The following is a 19,413-nucleotide window of genomic DNA, read 5'->3' on the forward strand; positions in this document are numbered from 1 at the left end:
AGTCCACCACCGGCTCGCACCCGGCCGCAAGGCCAAGGCGCGCAAGGCGAAGTGCACCTGGACCATGGTCTGCGTGATCGTCTCGTCGACCACCAGCGAACCGTGCCCCGCGTCGTAGCGGTAGAACTCGTGGTGGACGTCGCGGCCCGCCAGCCGGTCGAGGTAGTTCTCGACCTGCCGGATGGGGCAGCGGGGGTCGTTGGTCCCGGCCAGCACGAGGACCGGCGCGGCCACCGCGTCGACGTAGGTGATCGGGGACGACCGCCGGTACTCCTCGGGCGCGGTGTCCGGTGAGCCGCCGAGCAGCGCCCGGTCGAACGCGCGGAGCTGCTCCATCTCGTCCTCGTACGCGGCGACGTAGTCGGCGACCGGGATGGCGGCCACCCCGGCGGCCCACCGGTCCGGCTGGGTGCCCAGGGCGAGCAGCGTCAGGTAACCGGCCCACGACGGTCCCGACACCACGCACCGCGTGGGATCGGCCAGGCCGGTGCGCACGACCCGGTCGTGGACCGCGGCCACGTCCTCCAGCTCGGTGAACCCCGGCTTGCCCTCGATCGCGTCCCGCCAGGCCGCGCCGTAGCCCGTCGAGCCCCGGTAGTTCACCTCCACCACGGCGAACCCGGCGTCCACCCACACCGCGCGGTGGGCGGAGAACCGGTCGAAGTCGGCGTAGTGCGGACCGCCGTGCAGCGTGAACACCGTCGGCAGTGGGCCCTCCGGCGCGTCGGGTGGCCTGGCCACCAGCGCGTGGATCCGGCCACCGGGTCCCGGCACGAACAGGTCCGTCACGGGGACGGACGGCGGTGCGGGCTCGCCGGGCGGCGTCAGCAGGACCTCGTCGGAACCGCCGGGTCGGCGCGTCCGGACGACCGGCGGCTCCGCCGCGCTGGACCAGGAGTACTCGACAGCGCCGTCCGGCCGCACCGCGGCCGTCTCGATCCAACCGCGCGGGGTGTCCAAATCGGACAGTCGCTTCGCGGTGAGGTCGTACCGGTGCAGCGAGCCGCGGCCCTCGTGGGCGTGCAGGACGAGGAGCGAGTCGCCGTCGGGGTACCAGCCGGCGGTCACCTCGCCGGGCAGGTCGAGCACGACCTCCGTCTCGGTGTCCGCGGCGACGTCCCAGATGAGCGGCTCGGCCCGCCCCCGGCGCTCGTGCAGCAGGAGCAGGCGGGTGTCGCCGTGCGCGGGGGCGAAGTCGAGCGGGGTGAGGGCTTTGCCGGGCCCGTCCCACTTCTCCGCGACGGTGGTGAAGCGGTGGGCGGAGTCACCGGTGGCGAGCACCCGCACCGCCGGGTGCCGGGAGTCGCCGTGCTCGGAGTGCGTGATGGCGATCAGGCGCTCGTCCCTGGACAGCCCGGCCACCGAGGCGTCGTCCCCGCTGCGGTAGAAGCAGGTGGTCCGGCCGCCGGCGTGGGCGAACAGCTCGCTGCCCCGGTCGCCGGACACCCCGACCGCGGTCAGCGCCCGCCCGATCCGCAGGCCGGCCGGGTAGCCCTTCGGCACGTCGGGCAACGCCGGTTCGACCGGCCCACCGGCGAACGGCTCGCGCACCCACGACCCGAACTCGTCGCCGTCGGTGTCGTCGAACCACCAGATCCACGCGCCGTCCGGTGACGGAACGCCGTTCACCGTGCCGTTGGGCCGATCGGTGACGCGCCGGCGCAATCCCGTCGCCCGATCCCAGGCGTGGATTTCCCACACGCCGCTCTCGTTGGACGTATAAAGGTTCGCGTCCGGCGCATCGTGAGCCCAAACGGGCGCGGACACCTGCGCCGACCGGAAGCGCGCGCGCCACACCGCTTCCGCTCCCGCGTCGCCGAACAGGTGATCCGGAATGACCGCCGACCGATGCCGCCCGACCTGCTTGCCGCTCATCCCCGCCATCGTGCCACGTCGTGCCGCGGCCGGCCGGCAGCCTGGCCGGGAAATGCAATTCCATGATCCCGGGAAATACAATGGGCCACCGTTGTGGCGATCTTGCGAATCGCCTATGGTCGGCAAGAGGTCGTGATCAGGCGTCGAACGCCTGGGGGGTTGACAATGAACTGCCGTGCCCGCCGGTCCTACTATCCCGTCGATTCGCAGTCGTGAGCGCCCACCGGCGCACCGCACTCATCGGTGACCGGCGCGTGGCGTCCGGGCCGGCGGCGTCGACGCAGGTCCGGACCGCACCGGCGGACCGCCTGCCCAGGAACGACTTCGAGGCGAAGATCGGCTGGCGGGCGCCCCGCTCCCCTCCCGCGCCCTGATCACCGCGCCGTGACCGGCGCTCTCACACCACCTCGCCGCACGCGGCGGACGAGGGCGCCGACGGCTGCGATCCCCGGCGGCGCGTGAATTCCGCGAGCACCCCACCTCATCCGCGGGCAGACCTGTCCGCACTTACGTCCGAAAGTGCACGCCTATTTTCGCATGCCCGGAACAAGGAGGAGACAATGGATGTCGTAGATGTCCGAGCACCAACCAGGGTGCGACTGCGGAATGACCGGTTCCTGGAGTCCTACCTCCACGAGTTGCCCGAGCTCCCCGGTCTGGCGGGCGCGCCGTTCGGCGGGATGATCTGCCGCGTCGAGCCGGGTGAGGCGACGGACCCGGACTTCCACAACCAGGAAGAGCTCTTCGTCGTCGTCACCGGGGAAGGAAAGCTCGTCGTCGGTGGTGAGACCACCGAGGTGCGCGCCGGCGACGCCTTCGCCCTGCCCCGGCAGGTCGAGCACGTCATCGAGAACACGGGCCGCGAACCCCTCACGTTCGTTTCGTTCTGGTGGCCCAAAGTCGAGCCGGAGACATGATCATGACGAGCACGAGAACCCTGTACGGCATCCGCGAGTTCGAGCTGACCGAGGCGGAGTGCGCCGAGGCGGTCGCGATCGCCACCGAGGCCGCCGAGCGGCACGGCGACTGCAACTCACCCGACTTCCTCGACTCGATCCCGACCTACACGCGGCGCATGCCCGGTCGGCTGACCGGGTTCATGGACGACCTGCGGCACGACGACCACGCCGTGGCCGCCGTCATCCGCGGCGGCTGGCACGACGGGCTCGACGGCATCCGCACGCCCGCGGACTGGCGCGAGGCCCGCGCCGCGAAGGCCGGGCAGGTGCAGGACTTCCTGGTGGCGCTGTACGGCGCGATGCTCGGCGAGGTCTTCTCCTGGCACGGCCAGCAGGAGGGCTCGCTGGTGCACGACCTGATGCCCACGTTCGCGGACCGGGGCGAACAGTTGGGCTCCGGCAGCGAGACGGCCCTGCTGTGGCACACCGAGGACGCGTTCCACCCGTGCCGGGCCGACTTCGTCCTGCTGTACTCCGTGCGCGCCAAGGAAGACGCCACGTCGACGTTGGCCTGGCTGCACGAGGGCGCGCTGGGGGCGGAGACCGTCGCCGCGTTGAAGGAGAGCAAGTACGTGTTCAAGCCGGACACGTCCTACACCGACTACGACACGTTCGACAACCGGCCGGTGCCGCTGCTGTCCGGCGACGCCGACGTTCCCCACCTGCGCGCCGACTCGGTCTACTACGAGCCGCCGGAGGGCGAACGGGAGCGCGCCGCGCTCGCCTCGCTGTTCACCGCGCTGGAGGGTTCGGTCGTCGAGGTGCGGATGTTCTCCGGCGACACGCTGGTGCTGAACAACCGGCGGGTCGTGCACGGCCGCAGCGAGTTCGAGGCGAAGTACGACGGGACCGACCGCTGGGTCAAGCGGGTGAACGTCGCGCACAGCCTGGACCGGTCGCGGGCGTACCGGTGCTGCGCGGACAGCCGGATCGTCCACCTCGCGCCGAGGGAGGACCACGAGCCCGGCAGCCCGGAGTGCGACCGCACCAGGTTCCGGACGCCCGCTAGCTGACCGCGTTCCGCGTCGGGGGTTGCCCTGGTAGGCGGTCGCGCCCGCCGGTGCGCGTCACGCCGATGCCGGCGGCGACGACCAGCGCAACCCCCACGGCCGGACCGTAACCCGGCACCTGGTTCAGCGCCAGGAAGCCGATGACGAGCGCGATGCCCGGTTCGAGGCTCATCAGGATGCCGAACGCCGACGTGGTCAGCCGGCGCAGGGCGAGGAACTCCAGCACGAACGGCAGCACGGGGTGCAGCAGGGCGAGCCCGAGACCGATCAGGAGCACCGGCCAGGTGACCCGGCCGAGGTCCGCCGGCGCCGCGACGAGCATCGCGACCAGCGCGGCCACCGCCATCGACACCGCGAGCCCGCGCAGCCCCGTCACCTCGTCGCCCACCCGCTGGGTCAGCAGGATGTAGCCGGCCCAGCAGGCGCCCGCGCCGAGCGCGTACACCACGCCGAGCGCGTCGACCCCGCCGTGCCACGGCTGGGTGAGCAGCAGCACGCCGGCGGCGGCGCTGACCGCCCACCACTTCCGCCTGCCCTTCTCCCCCACCAGCGCGATGACCAACGGCCCCAGGAACTCCAGCGCGCTCGCGGTGCCCAGCGGGATCCTGGAGACGGCCAGCATGAACAGCACCATCAGCCCGCCGGTGACGACGCCGAGCAGGAGGCAGGCCCGCAGACCGGACCGGCTGAAGTGACCGGGCCGGGGGCGCGTCAGCAGCAGGAGCACGACACCGGCGCAGCCCAACCGCACCGCGGCCGTGCCGAGCGGGCCGATCCGGTCGAACAGGCCGACCGACAGCGCGAGCCCGAGCTGGACGCAGATCATCGCCGTGACGGCCATCAGCGCGCCGGTCCCGGCGCGGGTGGTCGGATCGGCGTTCTCCGGGGTCGGTGACGTCATGCGGCCAGTAGACCGCCTCCGGCCTCGGCCACGCACAGCAGTCGCGGTGAGAACAGCTCGTACGGCCTACCGTCGTACCCACCCAGCGTGCGCACCGGGGTCAACCCGCCGGCCCGCAGCACGGCGAGCAGTTCGTGCAAGCTGTACATCCGGTAGTCCACCACCACGTGCTCGCGCTCCGCGCCCACGGGCCGGCACGTCCAGCGCAGGCGGCTCGTGCGCGGGTCGAACGCGTTCTGGTGCAGGACGACCTCGCCGTCGACCTCCTCGTGGTCCCGGACGACGAACCCGTCGCCCGCCGCGAACTCGGAGGGGAAGAAGTTCCGGACGAACCAGTCCCGGTTGACGACGTCGACGAGCAGCCGCCCGCCGGGCCGCAGCACGCGCGCGATCGCGGCCACCGAGCGGACGTTGTCCTCGTCGCGGTCGAAGTAGCCGAAGCTGGTGTACATGTTGACGGCGGCGTCGAACGACCCGCCCGGCAGGGCGGTGAGGTCGCGCATGTCGGCCCGCACCGCGTCCACGGTCACGCCTTGCTCCGCCGCGCGCCGCCGGGCCGCGTCCAGGTAGTCCTCGCTCAGGTCGACGCACGTGACGCGATGCCCGCGCGCCGCGAGGGCCACGGCGTGCCGCCCGGTGCCGCACGGGACGTCGAGGACGCGGGAGCCGTCCGCCAGGCCCAGCTCCCGCTCGATCAGCGCCACCTGGCCGTCCGTGGCCCCCGCCGCCTGCTCGTGCAGTCGGCGGAGGCCGCGCTCGCCGTCGAACGCCGTCGTCCACCAGGCCGCCACGGCGCGTCAGCCCCCGTCGTCCGCGCCGCGCACGACCGACTCCCGGGCCAGGACCTCCGCGACGCGGCGCAGGTACGGCGGCACGTCGAGCAGGAACGCGTCGTGGCCGCGGTCGGTCGTGTGGTCCTGGTGGTGCTCGGCGGGCAGGCCGCGGGCGGCGAGGTTCGCCTGGATGTAGCGGGCGTGGTCCGGCCCGTACAGGCGGTCGGAGTCGAAGCTGAACAGGTGCACCCCCGGCCTGCGCCGGAACGGCGCGCACGGGCGGTCGTCGGCGAACGCGTCGAAGCTGTCCATCGCGTGCATCAGGCACAGGTAGCTGTTCGCGTCGAACCGCTCGACCAGGCCGGCGGCCTGGTGCTCCAGGTAGCCCTCGACCGCGAACGGCCCGGTGGCCACCGAAGGGCTCGTGCCGTTCGTGGCCCGCCGGTCACGGCCGAACTTCCGCGCCAGCATGTCCTCGGACACGTAGGTCAGGTGGCCGATCATCCGCGCCGTGCCGAGACCGGCCGCCGGTCCGCCGCCCGGCGGGTACCGGCCCTCGCGGAACTCTGGGTCGGAGCGGATCGCGGCCCGGGCCACGGCGTTCCAGGCGAGGTTCTCCGCGGTGTGCCGGGCGGTGCCGGCGACGATCAGGAAGTCGTCGGCGTCGTCGGGCGCGCGCAACAGCCATTCGAGGACCTGCATGCCTCCCAACGAACCGCCGATCACGGCCCGCAGCCGTCCGACGCCGAGCTCGGCCACGAGCGCGCGGTGCACCGTGACCATGTCGGTGATACCGATCGGCGGGAAGTCCGGGCCCCACGGCGCGCCGTGCGGTCCCGGCGAGGTCGGGCCGGTGGTGCCGGAGCAGCCGGCGAGCACGTTGGCGCACACCACGAAGTGCCGGTCGGTGTCGACCGGGCAGCCGGGCCCCACCATGTCGCGCCACCACCCGGGCCGGTCGTCCGGGTGGTGGGCGGCCGGGTGCGAGTCGCCGGTCAGGGCGTGGCAGACGAAGATCGCGTTCGACCGGTCGTCGTTCAGCTCGCCGTAGGTCTCGTACGCCACCGTGACGGGTGCGAGCGTGCGGCCGGACTCCAGCTCCAGCGGAGTGGCGCGGTCGAAGAGCACCACCGTCCGCACGTGGCCGTCCTCGACGCGCGGGCTCGGCGCCGGGCGGTACCTGCGCACGAGCAGGGCGGCGAGCAGCAGACCGCTGAGCGCGCCGATGACCAGGAACGACACCCGGCCGGTCAGCTGGTACAGCGCCACGCCCACCAGCGGGCCGAGGATGTTGCCGATGTCGGACACCAGGCCGAACAACCCGAACGCCTTGCCCTGCCGGGACATCGCCGACCGCAGTTCGACGACGCCCCGGCGCGCGGTCAGGTACAGCGCGGCCTGGCCGACCATCAGCACGACGAAGCACACCGCCACCGGCCACGCCTCGGCGCTCGCGTACAACCCGGCCGTGCCGACGGCCGCGAGCGCCAGGCCGATCCTGGCCATCGCCACCAGCCCGAGCCTGCCCGCGTACCGGCCCAGCAACCAGCTCACGACGCCGAACGCGGCCAGCCCGATGGCGAAGACCAGCGAGATGGCGCCCCGCGCCGACTCCTCGCCGTCGGCGCTCAAGTAGAGCGGCAGCACGGGTTCCAGCGCCGAGTAGGTGAGGTTGGTGAACAGGTCGAGCGCGCCGAGCACCAACACCCAGGTCCACCACCGGCCGGTCGCCACACCGGTCGCGGTGTCGTCCTCCGGCTCCGACTCGACCACCGGCGGCACGTCCCGCGGCACGGCCCACCGCAGCCCGAACGCGGTCACCACCGTCACGGCCGCGCCGAACAGGAACAACGCGTCCAGGCCGAACGGCGCCGCGACACCGGCCGCCAGCGGCCCGAGCAGGAAGCCCGCCACCGCGAAGGTGCCGAAGTTGCCCATCATCCGGCTGGTCGGCAGGTCGTAACGGCGGCACAGCGCGGCCATGCCCGCGTACAAGGCGGGTGTCACCAGACCTTCGCCGACACCCCACAACGCGCGCCCGGCCAGCAGCATCGCGGGGTCCCGCGCGATCGCCGTGACCACGATGCCCGCCGCCGCGATGAGCAGCGCCACGCACCCGACGTCTCCCGGTCGCCACCGGTCCACCCACATCCCGCCGAACGGCTGCGCCGCCGCTTTCGCGCCCGCGAACACCGCGAAGGTCAACGCGACGACGGTCGGGTTCGCACCCGCACGTTCCTCCAGGTCCGGCACGAACGGGATGAGCAGCGTGTAGGAGGCGTTGACGCTCAGCAGCGCGCCGAACAGCAGTGCGGCGCGGCTGCGACCGGGGCTCATACCCCGCCCTCGATGTAGGCCACCATCACGCGGTGCATCTCGGCCAGGGCCGCACCCAGCGCCGGCGTCCGGTCCGGCGAGTACACCAGCGTCCACAGGTCGGTCCCGACGAGCCCGTGCCGCTCCTTGAACCGGTAGTTGTCCCGGCCCCACTCGATCCGCCGGAACCCGTTGGCGTAGGCCCATTCGGTGCAGCGGTACATCATCACCACGTACGTGCTCAGCTCGGTGAGGCCGGAGTAGTCCACGCCGCCGCACAGGAACGTGACCTCGGCGTCGTGCCGGAAGCCGAAGAACACCCCGGCGACCCGGTCCTCGACCCGTGCGACGACCAGCAGGGCGCCCGGCGTCCGCAGCAGGGCGTGGAGGGTGTCCTCGTCGTACAACGCGGGCCAGCCGTGCTCGTCGGTGGTGCCGACGACCAGCGGCAGGGCCGACGGCACGAGTTCGTGCGCCTCCGGCCCTTCCACCACCTCGATCCGCAGCCCGCGCTCGTCCGCGCGCCGCAACCGCCGCTGCACGTCCATGCGGAGCTTCCTGGGCAACCGGCCGAGGTGCTCGTCGAACCCGCCGGACAGCTCGGAGCTGTACGTGCGGTCGAGCTTGACCCGACCGGCCGGTGGTCCGACCGCGTCCTCCCACGTGGCGGCGGCGGCCTCGGTGAGGTTCGGCGCGATCAGCAGGTCCGCCTCGCCCGCGTCGATCCACGCCATCGCCGTGGCGTGCGCGCCGCGTGCCAGGGCTTCCGGGAAGGCGTCGCGCTTGGTGTACATCGAGTACGTGGAGCCCGCGAAGACGTGGCGGCTGCCCAGCTGCGCCTGCTTCGCCTGGGCGACGTACCCGTGCCAGAACGGCGAACTGCGCAGCGCGTAGAGCGGGAGGACCTGTCCTTCGGCGTGCACGTAGCCGTGCCGCGACCGGCCCTCGATGCCGGTCGTCTCCCACATGCGCAGCCAACCGGCCGAGTCGTACAGGCAACCGGACACCACCCGCTCGGGTAACTCGCCGAGCAGCGACCAGCCTTGCGCGGTCGTCGTGGTCGTCATGTCCCGGACCTCCGCCCGGCCCGCGGTAAGCCCGCGTCGCTCCGCCGTAACGTCACCACACGCAATGTTCCCCCATGCGCCGCGTTGTCCAATGCCGTGCACCAGGTGCTGAACCGGTCACGCGGTGGCAGTCGGCGGGCCGGTTCGCAACCGTCGCAGACTACAGGCGGCACCACCGGAACACCCGTGCGCGCAACAGGAACGCTGCGGTGCGGGGATCCGGCGTGCCGCCACTCCCCCCGTCGTTCGATCGGCCGCGAATCGTCTGGATGGCCGTTGGAGCCGCTCTGCACGCTGTGCCACGATAGGTCACGGTTCGTGTCCGTGGGCAGGTTGGGAGCGGTGGGTGCTGGCCGTCCAGGTGCTCGGCCCCATCAGGGCCTGGCGCGACGGCACCGCGCTCGCCCTCGGCCCCGCCGGCCGCAAGGCCGTGTTCGCGGTGCTGGCCCTCGCGCACGGCAAACCGGTGCCCCGGGCCGAACTCGTCGACGCGCTGTGGGGCGAACGCCCGCCGGCCAGCGCGGCGAACATCATCCACACCCACGTCAAGCACCTGCGGCAGTTGCTCGAGCCCGAGCGTGGCCCGCGCTCGCCGAGCACCACCATCCCCACCGTGGGCGACGGGTACGCGCTGGACCTGCCCGCGGACGCGGTGGACGCGTCCCGGTTCCGCTCGCTGGTCGCGCGCGCCTCCGCCCTGGCCCACGACGAACCCCCACGGGCCGCGGACCTCCTGACCGAGGCGCTGGGGTTGTGGCACGGACGTCCACTGGCCGACGTGCCGCTGCTCGACGGGCACCCCGGCGTCGTCGCGTTGGCGGGGGAACACCGGGCGGCCCTGGCCCGGCACGCCGAGCTGATGACCGCTGTCGGCGCGGCGCGCGACGTGCTGCCCGCGCTGGTGGAGCACGTCGCGACGCACGGGCTCGACGAGATGATGCACGCGTTGCTCATCCGCGCGTACACCGCGGCCGGTCAACGGGACCTGGCGTTCGACACCTACCACGGGATGCGGCGGCGTCTCATGGAGGAACTCGGCGTCGGCCCCGGACCCGAGCTGACCGCCGCGTACCTCAACGCGCTCGAGGAGACCCCCGGCGACGACGCCACCGCACCGGCGGAACCCGCCCTCGCGTCCTCCGGCGTGAACCAGCTGCCCGGTGACGTGCACGGCTTCACCGGCCGGCAGGCGGAACTCGCCGAACTCGGCCGGGTGCTGACCGCCGAGCGGAGCGGGGTGCCCATCATCGTCGTGTGCGGCGCCGCCGGCGTGGGCAAGACGGCGCTCGCGCTGCACTGGGCCCACCGGGTCCGTTCCCAGTTCCCCGACGGGCAGCTGCACGTGGACCTGCGCGGCTACGACCCGCGGTCGCCGATGGCGGCGGAGGACGCCCTGGGCCACCTGCTCGACGGTCTCGGCGTCACCGGCGCGGACGTGCCGGTCGACCCCGACCAGCGGGCCGCCCGGTACCGCGCCGAACTCGCGGACCGGCGGGTGCTGATCGTGCTCGACAACGCGTCGACGGTCGACCAGGTGCGGTCGCTGCTGCCCGGCACGTCGAGCTGCCTGGTCCTGGTGACCAGCCGCAGCAGCCTGGCGGGCCTCGTCGCGCTGCACGGCGCGCACCGGCTCGACGTCGACCAGCTGTCGACGCCGGACTCGCTGGCCCTGCTGCGCGCCCTGATCGGTGAGCGGGTGCGTCGGGAACCCGAAGCCGCGGCGGACCTGGCCGAGCGGTGCGGTCGGTTGCCGCTCGCGCTGCGCATCGCCGCCGAGCTGGCCGCGTCCCGGCCCGCCTCGACGCTGGCCGAGCTGACCGGCGAGCTGACCGACCGGCGACAACGGCTGCGCGTGCTCGACACGGGCGACGACGCCCGTGCCGCCGTGCGCACCGTCTTCTCCTGGTCATACGCGCAGCTGCGGCCCGAGGTGGCGCGGGCGTTCCGGCGGCTGGGCCTGCACCCGGGCCCGGACGTGACGCCGTTCGCGCTCGCCGCGCTCACCGGTACCGACCAGGACGAGGCCCGCCGGTCCCTGGACGTCCTGGCGCGCAACAGCCTCGTGCGGCGCGTGCCCGGCGACCGGTTCGTCGTCCACGACCTCCTGCGCGCCTACGCCGAGGAGCTGGCGGGCGAGCACGACCCGGAGCCGGAGCGGCTCGCCGCCGTGGACCGGCTGCTGGCCATCGCCGCCGCGGCGATGGACCTGCTCTACCCGGTCGACCGCCCGCACCGACCCGACTTCCGCGTGACGCCGCCGCCCGCGTTCCCCACCGCCGACGCGGCACGCGCCTGGCTGGACGCCGAGCGGTCCACGCTGGTCACCCTGTGCCGTGCCGCCGAACGCGACGACCGGCCGGGCTACGTGGTCGACCTGGCGAACACGCTGTACCGGTACCTGGAAAGCGGCCACTACGCGGACGCGTCGACCATCTACGGGTGCGCGTTGCGCGCCGCCCGGCGGGCGGGCGAGGACGACCTGCTCGCCGCGGCCCTGACCAACCTGGGCGCGTTGCGCCGGATCCTCGGCGACTACGACCAGGCGGTCGGGCACCTGCGGGAGGCGATCGCGCTGCACCGGAGGACCGGCGGGCAGCACGGCGTGCCGCGTGCGTTGTCGAACCTCGGCATCGTCCAAGAGCGGCTCGGCGAGTACGACGAGGCGGTGTCGCTCCAGCGCGAGGCGCTGGCCGTGCACCGACGGCTGGGCAACCGGCACGGGGAGGCGGCGGCGCTGCTCAACCTGGGCAACGCGTACAACCGCCCCGGTCACCACCCCCGCGCCGCCGAGTGCCTGGAACTCGCGCTCGACCTGTTCCGCCGGCTCGACGACGTGAGCGGCCAGGCCAGCGCGCTGGCCAACCTCGGCGACGTGTGCGCGAGCCTGCGGCGCTACCCGGACGCCGTGCGGCACCTCGACGAGGCCCGGGAGCTGTTCCAGCGCCTGCACCACAGCTACGGCGTGGCGGTGACGTTGAGCAACCTGGGCACCGTGCACACCCGGCTCGGCGACTGGTCCCAGGCGCACCGCTGCCACACCTCCGCCCTGGAGACGTTCCGGGACATCGGCCACCGGTACGGGGAAGCGAGCGCCCTCAACGGCCTCGGCGAGACCCTGCGGGCGGCGGGTCGGCCGGACGAGGCCCTCGCCGCGCACGCCGACGCGCTGCGGATCGCCACGGAGACCGGCGACCAGGACGAGCAGGACCGCGCCCGAGCCGGTCTGGGCAGCGCCCGCAGTCAGGCGTGAGCACGCGAATCGGGGTCCGCGCGTGCGGGACCTCGTCGTGCCGTTCCTGGACTGCGCGTCCACTGGCCGTCCAGACCTCGTCCAGAGGCGTTGTCGAGACTTCCGTGGTCGAGAAGTGACGGCCGGGCCTCGAGGCCCGCCGTCCGCACCCTGGGGGAAGCCATGTCAGCTCGGCCGGACCGCGTCGCACACGACTGGTGCGCGGTCGAGTCAGGCCGGATAGCCGCGCTGCTCGAACGACGCGGGCAGGGACCCGGGCCGGTCGTGTTCGGCGCCGGTTTCGGTCCGTCGGGCCTCCCGCACATCGGCACGGTGAGCGAGGTCGTCCGCACGTCCTTCGTCCGGCGGGCGTTCGAGGAGACGACCGGGTGGGACACCCGGCTCGTCGTGGTAGCCGACGACATGGACGCCCTGCGCAAGGTGCCGGACAACGTGCCCGACCCGGGTGGGTTGGCGGCGCACCTCGGCATGCCGCTGCACCTGGTGCCGGACCCGTGGGGACGGGCGGCCAGCCTCGCCGAGGGCATGCTGGAGCGGCTGCGCCGGGTGCTCGACCTGATGGAGGTCGACTGCGAGGTCGTGCGCAGCTCCGACCTCTACGGGTCGGGTCGCCACGACTCGACCATCCGCGCCTTCCTCGCGGACTTCGCGGAGGTCAACGCCCTGGTCGGCCGTTCGGTGGGCGCCCTGCGGCGCAAGTCGTACAGCATCGTGATGCCGTTGTCGCCGATCACCGGCCGGGTGATCGAGCACACGCGGGTGCTCGACGTCGACCACCTGCGGGGCACGATCACCTACGAGATCCCGAAGGACGTGATCATCCAGCGGCCGGGCTTGGACCACGGCCTCGAACCGCACGAGTACTACGTCGGCGAGCCGATCGGCGAGCCCGTGACCGTGTCCGCGCTCGGGGGCCGCTGCAAGTTCCAGTGGAAGGCCGACTGGGCGCTGCGCCTGCTCAGCGGCGAGACCGCCTACGAGATGCACGGGCAGGACCTGGCGGACTCGGCCCGCGTCGTGCGCCAGGTGTTCCACCGGCTGCGCCGCGAACCGCCCGTGCTCTTCGAGTACGGGCTGTTCGTCGACGAACGTGGCCGGAAGATCTCGAAGACCGTCGGCAACGGCTTCGCCCTCGACGACGCGATCGAGTGCCTCACCCGGGAAGGCCTGCGGATGCTGCTGTACCGGAGGCCACGCCGACCACGCCGGTTCGACCTGGCGTCCGTTCCCCGGGTCAACGACGCGGTGCACGACGAAGCGCGCCTCGCCCGCAGGCCGCACCGCGGCGCGGGCGCTCGGCTGCGACTGCGCCGGATCGGCGCGACGACCCAGCCGGGCGGGCCGCGGTTCGGCTCCCTGGTGCGGGTCCTGGCCGCTTGCGCGCCGCTCGACCACGCGGGCGCGGTGGCGTTCGTCGAGCGGGTCTTCCCGCCGGACCGCCGTCCGGACCCGGACCTGGTGACGCGGGCGTGGCGCTTCCACCTGCAAGCCCGCCCCGCGCCCGAGCCGGTCGTCCTCGACCCCGCCGCGGTCACCGTGCTCCGCCGACTCGCGGACGCCCTGGAGTCGGCGCCGCACGCCGATCCCGCCGTGCTGCTGCACAAGGCGCTCGACGGTCATGCCGACGCGTACCGGCCGCTGTACCTGGCCCTGCTCGGCCGGCCGCACGGCCCGCGGCTGGCCACCTGGCTGCGGATCACCGGCGCCCGGCGCTCGCTCGCCCTGGTCCGGGCGGCGCTGTCCCTCCCCGTACCCCCGTCCGACCGTTCCGAAGGTGGTTCGCAGTGACCCGATCCGCAGTCCGCCCGGCCGTGGTGGACTTTCCCGCTGTGCAGGACCGAGCGCGCGCCTTCGCCACGACCCTACGGGAGCGGAGTGCGGAGATCGTGCACAGCCTGTCGGGCTACCAGTGCGCGAACGTGGCGCTCGACGAGATCGAGCGATCCGTCGACCTGCTGGACAACCTGCACCACAACCGGGAGCACTTCGACGGGAAGGTGGGCGCGGTGACCACGTTCCTGCCGTTGAACCAGCCCTTGTACGCCACGGTGTGCTTCGGCGTCGTGCCGTCGTTCATGGCCGAGGACACCGCGCTGCGCCCGCCGACGGCCATGCACCCGCACTACCGGGCGTTGGCCGACGTGCTCGACCTGCCCGCGCACTTCCCGGAACTGCACGTGTCCTACGACGACAAGGAGGAGTTCGTCGCGGATCGGGCGCATCGGACGGACGTGGTCGTGTTCACCGGCACGCCGGAGAACGCGGCGAAGGTGCGCAGGTCGTTCCCGCGGCGAACCTTGTTCATCCTCAACGGTTCCGGCCACAACCCGCTCGTGGTGACCGAGTCCGCCGATGTCGACGTCGCCGTCGCCAGCGCGCTGCGGGTCGTGCTGTACAACCAGGGGCAGGACTGCGCCGGCCCCAACTCGATCCTGGTCCACCGCGCCCGACTGGCGCAGTTCCGCGAGAACCTGCTGGCGCGGCTGCGCGAACTGGAGCACCGCGTCGGCCCGTACTCCGACCCGGACAACGTGGTGGGGCCGAACACCGACCCCGACCACGCCGTGAAGATGGTCCGCCGGTTCCGCGACGACCGCGCGTTCTGGCTCTACGGCGGCGAGGTCAACCCGGCCAGCGGGATGATCAAGCCCACCGTGTTCGAGAAGGACCTGGCGCTGGGGGGCAACTTCCGCGAGTTCTTCGCACCGGTGTTCTTCCTCCAGCCCTACGACGACGACGCGGAGCTGCCCCGCTACTTCGAGGACCAGCGGTACGCCGCCAACGCCATGTACGTGTCGGTGTTCGGCGACAGCCCTTACGTGAAGTCCCTGCTCGACTCGCCGTGGCACGACGCGGACTCGATCCTGTGGGACACCGACCTGCACCTGACGGAGAAGGGGTACCTCCCCTACGGCGGGCGCGGACCGGCGGCGTCCTGCCTGTACGTGGACGGCGTCCGGGTGCCGGGCGCGACGTTGCCGCAGCGCGACATCCACCAGCACCTGGTCGCGCGGCGGGGCGGTCCGTGCTGAGCAGGCGCTGGGAGCCCGTCGCCGCGATCTGCACGGTCGCGGTGGTCGGCCTGGTCACCGGCCTGACCGTGCCACTGGTGTCGTTGCGGCTCAGCAGCGGCGGCGCGTCGGGCGCGTTGATCGGGACGGCCGCCGCGCTGCCCGCGGTCGGGATTCTCGCCGCGGTGCTGTGCCTCGGCCCGCTGACCTGGCGGTGGCGGGTCAAACCGCTGCTGATCGTCGGGATGCTCGGTTCGGCGGCCAGCACGGGCCTGCTCGCGGTGACCGGCAGCGTCCCGGCGCTGCTGGCGCTCCGGTTCGCCGTGGGCGTGTTCGCCGGGCTGCTGCTGGTGCTCGGCGAAACCTGGATCAACGCCATCACCGCGGAAGCCACGCGCGGGCGCTGGATCGCCCTCTACACCTCGGTGTTCACGCTGTGCCAGGTGTCCGGCCCCGGGTTGTTGGCGGTGTTCGGCTCGGCCGCCCAGTGGTCGCTGCTGGTCGCCTTGCTCACCCACGTGCCCGGGATCGCGCTGCTCGCCGTCAGCTCGTGCCAGATCGACGGGTTCAAGGCCGGGCGACCGGCCGCGTCCCTGACGTTCGCGCGGTCGGCGCCGACCATCGCGCTCGCGGTGCTGATGTTCTCCTTCTTCGACAGCGCGGTGCTGGCGCTGCTGCCCCTGTACGGCATGGCGCACGGGCACACCGAGGCGATCGCCGTCCTCATGGTGGGCGCGGTGTTCGCGGGCGACGCCCTGCTCCAGGTGCCGTTGGGCTGGTGGGCCGACCACGTCGACCGCCGCCGGCTGCACCTCGGGTGCGCGGTGGTCGTGCTGCTGCTGGCGCTGGGCATGCCCCTGCTGCTGGACGTGTCGGCGCTGATGTGGCCCGCGCTGGTGGTGCTGGGCGCCGCGGCGGGTGGCGTCTACACGCTCGGGTTGGTGCGCATCGGCCAGGACTTCACCGACGACGGGCTCGTCGACGCCAACGCCGGCGCCACCGTGCTGTGGGCGGTGGGCAGCCTCGTCGGCCCGCTGATCGGCAGCGCCGCGCTGGACCTCCTGCCACCGGACGGCCTGATGCTCGCGCTGGCCGCCGTCACCGCGCTGTTCCTGACCGTCGCCGTCGCGGACTTCCGGGCGCGGGCGCAGTTGTCGCGCTGACCGGTCCAGCGGAAATGGGGTGAACGTCCTGACAACGTGTCCTCGTCTTTGTTCCGTGATCATGGCGATGGTCACCCACCGGCGTGCGGGACGCCCCTGCTACCTTCCGTCGACATGAGGGCACTCGACAAGCGAATGATCACGACCGCGCTGGTCGTGGCCGCCGGCTTCACCCCGTTGGCAGCGCCGGCGGCCAGTGCCGCACCTCCCGCCGCCACGGGCACCACGGCTTACGCCAACCAGGTCGCCACCAAGACCCACTTCGACTGGACGCTGCTGAACAGAATCCGCCGGGCGAACGCCTACGCGGAAAGCCGTCCCGGTTTCGCCGGAATCGTGGTGCGGGACCGGAAGACCGGCGCCGTCTGGCGCAACACCCACTCCGACACCCTCGTCTGGGCCTGTTCCACGCCCAAGCTCGCCATGGTCGTCGACCTGCTGCTGCGCAACGACGCCGGCACCGTCAGCCTGACGGCGGAAGACCGCGACCTCATGCACCGCATGCTGAACTCCAGCGACGACAACGCGGCGCACACGCTGTGGACCCGTTACGGCGGCGAGCGGGAGTTCGCGGCCCGCTTCCCGTCCTACGGGATGACCGACATGCGGTTCACCGACCAGCACCCGCACCACTGGGGCTGGATCCTCACCACGGCCGACGACCTCGACCGGCTGATCAACTACGTGCTGACCAGGCTCCCGGTCGCCCACCGCGACTACATCGTCAACGAGATGCGCTCGGTCGACGTGAACCAGCAGTGGGGTGTCTGGGGCGCCGGCGCCGCCGCGCGACCGGGCAACAAGAACGGCTGGTCCGACGACAACGACGACGGTTCGTGGTTGATGAACTCGGTCGGCTTCGTCGGCCCCGGCGAGCGCTACACCCTCGCCGTCATGAACAACACCCAGGTGGTCCAGAACGGGTACGACGTCGGTCTGGAAACCACCACGGAGATCAGCCGGATCATGTTCGACGGCTACTTCCGCTGATCAGCTTCCGTTCACCTCTCGTGGACGGACCGCCCTTCGAGAACTCCGACGAACGCCGTGGCGACGAGTGCGACCGCGCGGTCCTCGTCGTGGGCCAGTCGGCGCAGGACCTCCCGCGCGCCGGTCCCCGACAGCTCGACCAGCGCCTGGGTCAGGCGGATCCGGATCGCGGAGTCCGCGGTGGGCGCGGCGAGCTCGTCGACCAGCGCGGTCATGATCCGGTCCGCGCACTCCGCGTCCCGGGACAGCGTTCCCAGGACCTCCGCCGCGTCGACGTCGTTGACGCCCTCGACCACCATGCCGACGAGGGTGGGCACGGCCGCGGTCACGCCACGCCTGCCCAACGCCACGGCGGCGTGCCCGCGCACCGTCGCGTCCGGGTCGCCGAGCGCGTCCGCGAGCACGGCGGTCGCACCGGGCGCCTCCGGCAGCTCGGCGATCGTCAGCACGGCGCGCCGCCGGACGTCGACGTCCTCCGAGCGCGCGCCGGCGGCCAACGTCGCCATGGGGTCGCCGCCCGACCGGGCGAGCGCCCAGCGCAGGGCGCCCGCGACGTTGGCGTCGGCTTCGGTCAGGACGGCGCCGGCCAGCAGCTCGGCGGGAACCGGCTCACCGTCCGGCCGGGCCAGGACGGCCTGCTGCCGCCGTGCGGCGCTGGTCGAGTCGAGCCCCTGCATGAGCTCGACCACGCGCAGGACGCCCTGCCAGCCGGTGGGCGCCGACGCGTCGATCGCGCGGAGCCGTTCCAGCAGCTCCTGGTCGCGCTTCAAGCGGTCTTCCGTCCACCGGATGAGGTCGCCGACCAGGGCGGCCGGGGTGAACGCCCGGTCGTCCAAGGCACGCCTGATCTGCTTGAGCGTGAGCCCGAGGGACCGCAGGCCCTCCACGTGGAAGATCCTGCGGATGTCCTCGGCGGAGTACTCGCGGTAGCCGCCGACGGTGCGCCCGCTCGGTCGCACCAACCCGAGGGCGTCGTAGTGCCGCAGCATCCGGGTGCTCACCCCGGAGTGCCGGGCCACGTCGCCGATCAGCAAGCCGTGCTCTCCGGAACGTCCGCGGCTTCGGTCGGCCCCGCGGGCTCGGCCATCGCCGCGCCGGCCGCACGTTCCGGACCGAGCGAGATGACGCGCTTCGCCTCCTCGACGGCCGCGTCGAAACCGGCGTCCGGGTCCTGCCGGAGCAGCTCCGTGGCACGGGCGTGCGCGGCCACGGCCGGGTCGGGATCCGTCGCCGCCACCTCCAGGGCAGGCGTGATCACGTCGCCGAGGTCGACCAGGGCCCGGCTCAGGCTCAGCCGCACGTCGCGGTCACCGCGACCGAGCTGCGTGACCAGTTCGTCGACCAGGTCGGCCTTCCCGTCCTCCGGCACGAGGGCGACCGCGACGCGCCACGCGGTCCGCGCGACCTCGTCGTCCGCGTCACGCAGCATGTCACGCGTGATCCAGGCCCACGCGCTCTTGTCACCGATCTTGGACAGCGTGTGCAAGGCCTGGCTGCGGGCCCGGGTGCGCTCGGAGTCCAGTTCCCGGCGGATCCGGGGCAGGGTGATCTCCGGCGGGAGGCGGGTCAGCGCCCAGGACAGCATGTCCCGCACGAAGAAGTCCGGTTCGACCGCGCACCGCTCGACCAGCGTCTCCAGGAAGCCGGGGTCGGGGTCCGAGCCGACCGCCAGGGCCGCCTGGAGTCGGACCGACGAGTCGCCGGCGCTCAGGGCGCGGGCCACCCGGGCGTGCTGCGGGGTTCCACTTGTCGTAGGGATCGGGACCACCTCCTGCGCCCAGTGGACACCTTGTCACCGTGTCAAGGTCAAACCCGTGACCGGCGGATCAGGAGACCATCCGGTCCGACGAGGGCCTGCCCGTGCACGGTGAGTGACCGTACCTGACAGCGCGACACCGCACCGGGCCCGCGCTTCAAGGAGCGCAATTCGGACCCGCCCGACACGCTGCCCACGACCTCCCCGTGCCGTCCACGGCGAGCGCCGCGCCTGACGGGTGCGGGGCGCTGCCGCTGACCGACACCACGGTGGCGACCGCGAAGCGGCGTCCGTCCCGTCGCCACGCCGTCAGGTTCTCGACCCGTTCCAGCGCCGCGGCCT

The 19,413-nt window shown here is 72.9% G+C and carries 15 protein-coding genes and 1 pseudogene; 8 read left to right on the forward strand and 8 right to left on the reverse strand.

Features of this window, described 5'->3' with window-relative positions; genetic code table 11:
* Nucleotides 1–24: 24 nt before the first annotated feature.
* Nucleotides 25–1,875 (reverse strand): annotated as a pseudogene (locus LNK82_RS34495) (S9 family peptidase); the annotation flags it as partial.
* A gap of 212 nt (nt 1,876–2,087) precedes the next feature.
* Between LNK82_RS34495 and LNK82_RS34500 the strand changes: the two are divergent.
* From LNK82_RS34500 to LNK82_RS34510, 3 genes are all read left to right on the forward strand, one after another.
* On the forward strand, nt 2,088–2,249 hold the full coding sequence (locus LNK82_RS34500) for a hypothetical protein (RefSeq protein ID WP_230571114.1): 162 nt from the start codon (nt 2,088–2,090) through the stop codon (nt 2,247–2,249).
* Between the two features lie 219 nt (nt 2,250–2,468).
* Nucleotides 2,469–2,792: a cupin domain-containing protein gene (locus LNK82_RS34505; protein ID WP_230571115.1), complete on the forward strand. Its 324-nt coding sequence runs from the start codon at nt 2,469–2,471 to the stop codon at nt 2,790–2,792.
* A 2-nt stretch (nt 2,793–2,794) separates the two neighbouring features.
* The gene (locus LNK82_RS34510) at nt 2,795–3,847 is read left to right on the forward strand and encodes a TauD/TfdA family dioxygenase (protein WP_230571116.1); all 1,053 of its coding nucleotides are present in this window, start codon (nt 2,795–2,797) and stop codon (nt 3,845–3,847) included.
* Here the strand turns inward: LNK82_RS34510 and LNK82_RS34515 are convergent.
* Genes LNK82_RS34515 through LNK82_RS34530 form a run of 4 tightly spaced genes read right to left on the reverse strand, consistent with a single transcriptional unit; the run spans nt 3,840 to nt 8,901 of the window.
* Complete coding sequence (locus tag LNK82_RS34515) at nt 3,840–4,745, reverse strand: EamA family transporter (protein WP_230571117.1); 906 nt, start codon at nt 4,743–4,745, stop codon at nt 3,840–3,842. The genes LNK82_RS34510 and LNK82_RS34515 overlap by 8 nt on opposite strands.
* Entirely contained in the window at nt 4,742–5,536 is a 795-nt protein-coding gene (locus LNK82_RS34520; protein WP_230571118.1) for a class I SAM-dependent methyltransferase, read from the reverse strand. The genes LNK82_RS34515 and LNK82_RS34520 overlap by 4 nt, the downstream gene beginning before the upstream one ends.
* A gap of 6 nt (nt 5,537–5,542) precedes the next feature.
* Complete coding sequence (gene metX, locus LNK82_RS34525) at nt 5,543–7,855, reverse strand: homoserine O-acetyltransferase MetX (protein WP_230571119.1); 2,313 nt, start codon at nt 7,853–7,855, stop codon at nt 5,543–5,545.
* On the reverse strand, nt 7,852–8,901 hold the full coding sequence (locus tag LNK82_RS34530; RefSeq protein ID WP_230571120.1) for a GNAT family N-acetyltransferase: 1,050 nt from the start codon (nt 8,899–8,901) through the stop codon (nt 7,852–7,854). Before LNK82_RS34530 ends, metX begins: the two co-directional genes overlap by 4 nt.
* 346 nt (nt 8,902–9,247) lie before the next feature.
* Between LNK82_RS34530 and LNK82_RS34535 the strand changes: the two genes are divergently transcribed.
* The 5 genes from LNK82_RS34535 to LNK82_RS34555 all read left to right on the forward strand — a co-directional run bounded on the left by LNK82_RS34535 (nt 9,248) and on the right by LNK82_RS34555 (nt 17,315).
* On the forward strand, nt 9,248–12,151 hold the full coding sequence (locus tag LNK82_RS34535; protein ID WP_230571121.1) for an AfsR/SARP family transcriptional regulator: 2,904 nt from the start codon (nt 9,248–9,250) through the stop codon (nt 12,149–12,151).
* A gap of 162 nt (nt 12,152–12,313) precedes the next feature.
* Nucleotides 12,314–13,939, forward strand: a complete 1,626-nt coding sequence (locus LNK82_RS34540) for a hypothetical protein (RefSeq protein ID WP_230571122.1) — start codon at nt 12,314–12,316, stop codon at nt 13,937–13,939.
* 98 nt (nt 13,940–14,037) lie between these two features.
* Complete coding sequence (locus tag LNK82_RS34545; RefSeq protein ID WP_230571123.1) at nt 14,038–15,183, forward strand: aldehyde dehydrogenase family protein; 1,146 nt, start codon at nt 14,038–14,040, stop codon at nt 15,181–15,183.
* Nucleotides 15,177–16,325 carry an MFS transporter gene (locus LNK82_RS34550; protein ID WP_230571124.1) on the forward strand — a complete coding sequence of 383 codons (1,149 nt, stop codon included), beginning with the start codon at nt 15,177–15,179 and terminating at the stop codon, nt 16,323–16,325. Before LNK82_RS34545 ends, LNK82_RS34550 begins: the two co-directional genes overlap by 7 nt.
* Before the next feature lie 114 nt (nt 16,326–16,439).
* Nucleotides 16,440–17,315, forward strand: coding sequence for a serine hydrolase (locus LNK82_RS34555; protein WP_230571125.1), 876 nt, complete (start codon nt 16,440–16,442; stop codon nt 17,313–17,315).
* An 11-nt stretch (nt 17,316–17,326) separates the two neighbouring features.
* On the opposite strand, the gene LNK82_RS34560 is transcribed toward LNK82_RS34555, so the two are convergent.
* From LNK82_RS34560 to LNK82_RS48435, 3 genes are all read right to left on the reverse strand, one after another.
* Nucleotides 17,327–18,349, reverse strand: coding sequence for a MerR family transcriptional regulator (locus LNK82_RS34560; protein WP_230571126.1), 1,023 nt, complete (start codon nt 18,347–18,349; stop codon nt 17,327–17,329).
* The gene (locus tag LNK82_RS34565) at nt 18,343–19,083 is read right to left on the reverse strand and encodes a HEAT repeat domain-containing protein (RefSeq protein WP_230571127.1); all 741 of its coding nucleotides are present in this window, start codon (nt 19,081–19,083) and stop codon (nt 18,343–18,345) included. The genes LNK82_RS34560 and LNK82_RS34565 overlap by 7 nt, the downstream gene beginning before the upstream one ends.
* Before the next feature lie 145 nt (nt 19,084–19,228).
* Nucleotides 19,229–19,402, reverse strand: a complete 174-nt coding sequence (locus tag LNK82_RS48435) for an XdhC family protein (RefSeq protein WP_372470722.1) — start codon at nt 19,400–19,402, stop codon at nt 19,229–19,231.
* Between the last annotated feature and the right edge of the window lie 11 nt (nt 19,403–19,413).

The organism is Saccharothrix luteola (assembly GCF_020859565.1).
Lineage (GTDB): Bacteria > Actinomycetota > Actinomycetes > Mycobacteriales > Pseudonocardiaceae > Actinosynnema > Actinosynnema luteola.

What these genes read in the sequence shown, in the direction of transcription:
- LNK82_RS34510 (WP_230571116.1), top strand. Translation starts at nt 2,795, where the DNA reads ATGACGAGCACGAGAACCCTGTACGGCATCCGCGAGTTCGAGCTGACC.
- LNK82_RS34515 (WP_230571117.1), bottom strand. Translation starts at nt 4,745, where the DNA reads ATGACGTCACCGACCCCGGAGAACGCCGATCCGACCACCCGCGCCGGG.
- metX (WP_230571119.1), bottom strand. Translation starts at nt 7,855, where the DNA reads ATGAGCCCCGGTCGCAGCCGCGCCGCACTGCTGTTCGGCGCGCTGCTG.
- LNK82_RS34530 (WP_230571120.1), bottom strand. Translation starts at nt 8,901, where the DNA reads ATGACGACCACGACGACCGCGCAAGGCTGGTCGCTGCTCGGCGAGTTA.
- LNK82_RS34540 (WP_230571122.1), top strand. Translation starts at nt 12,314, where the DNA reads ATGTCAGCTCGGCCGGACCGCGTCGCACACGACTGGTGCGCGGTCGAG.
- LNK82_RS34555 (WP_230571125.1), top strand. Translation starts at nt 16,440, where the DNA reads ATGAGGGCACTCGACAAGCGAATGATCACGACCGCGCTGGTCGTGGCC.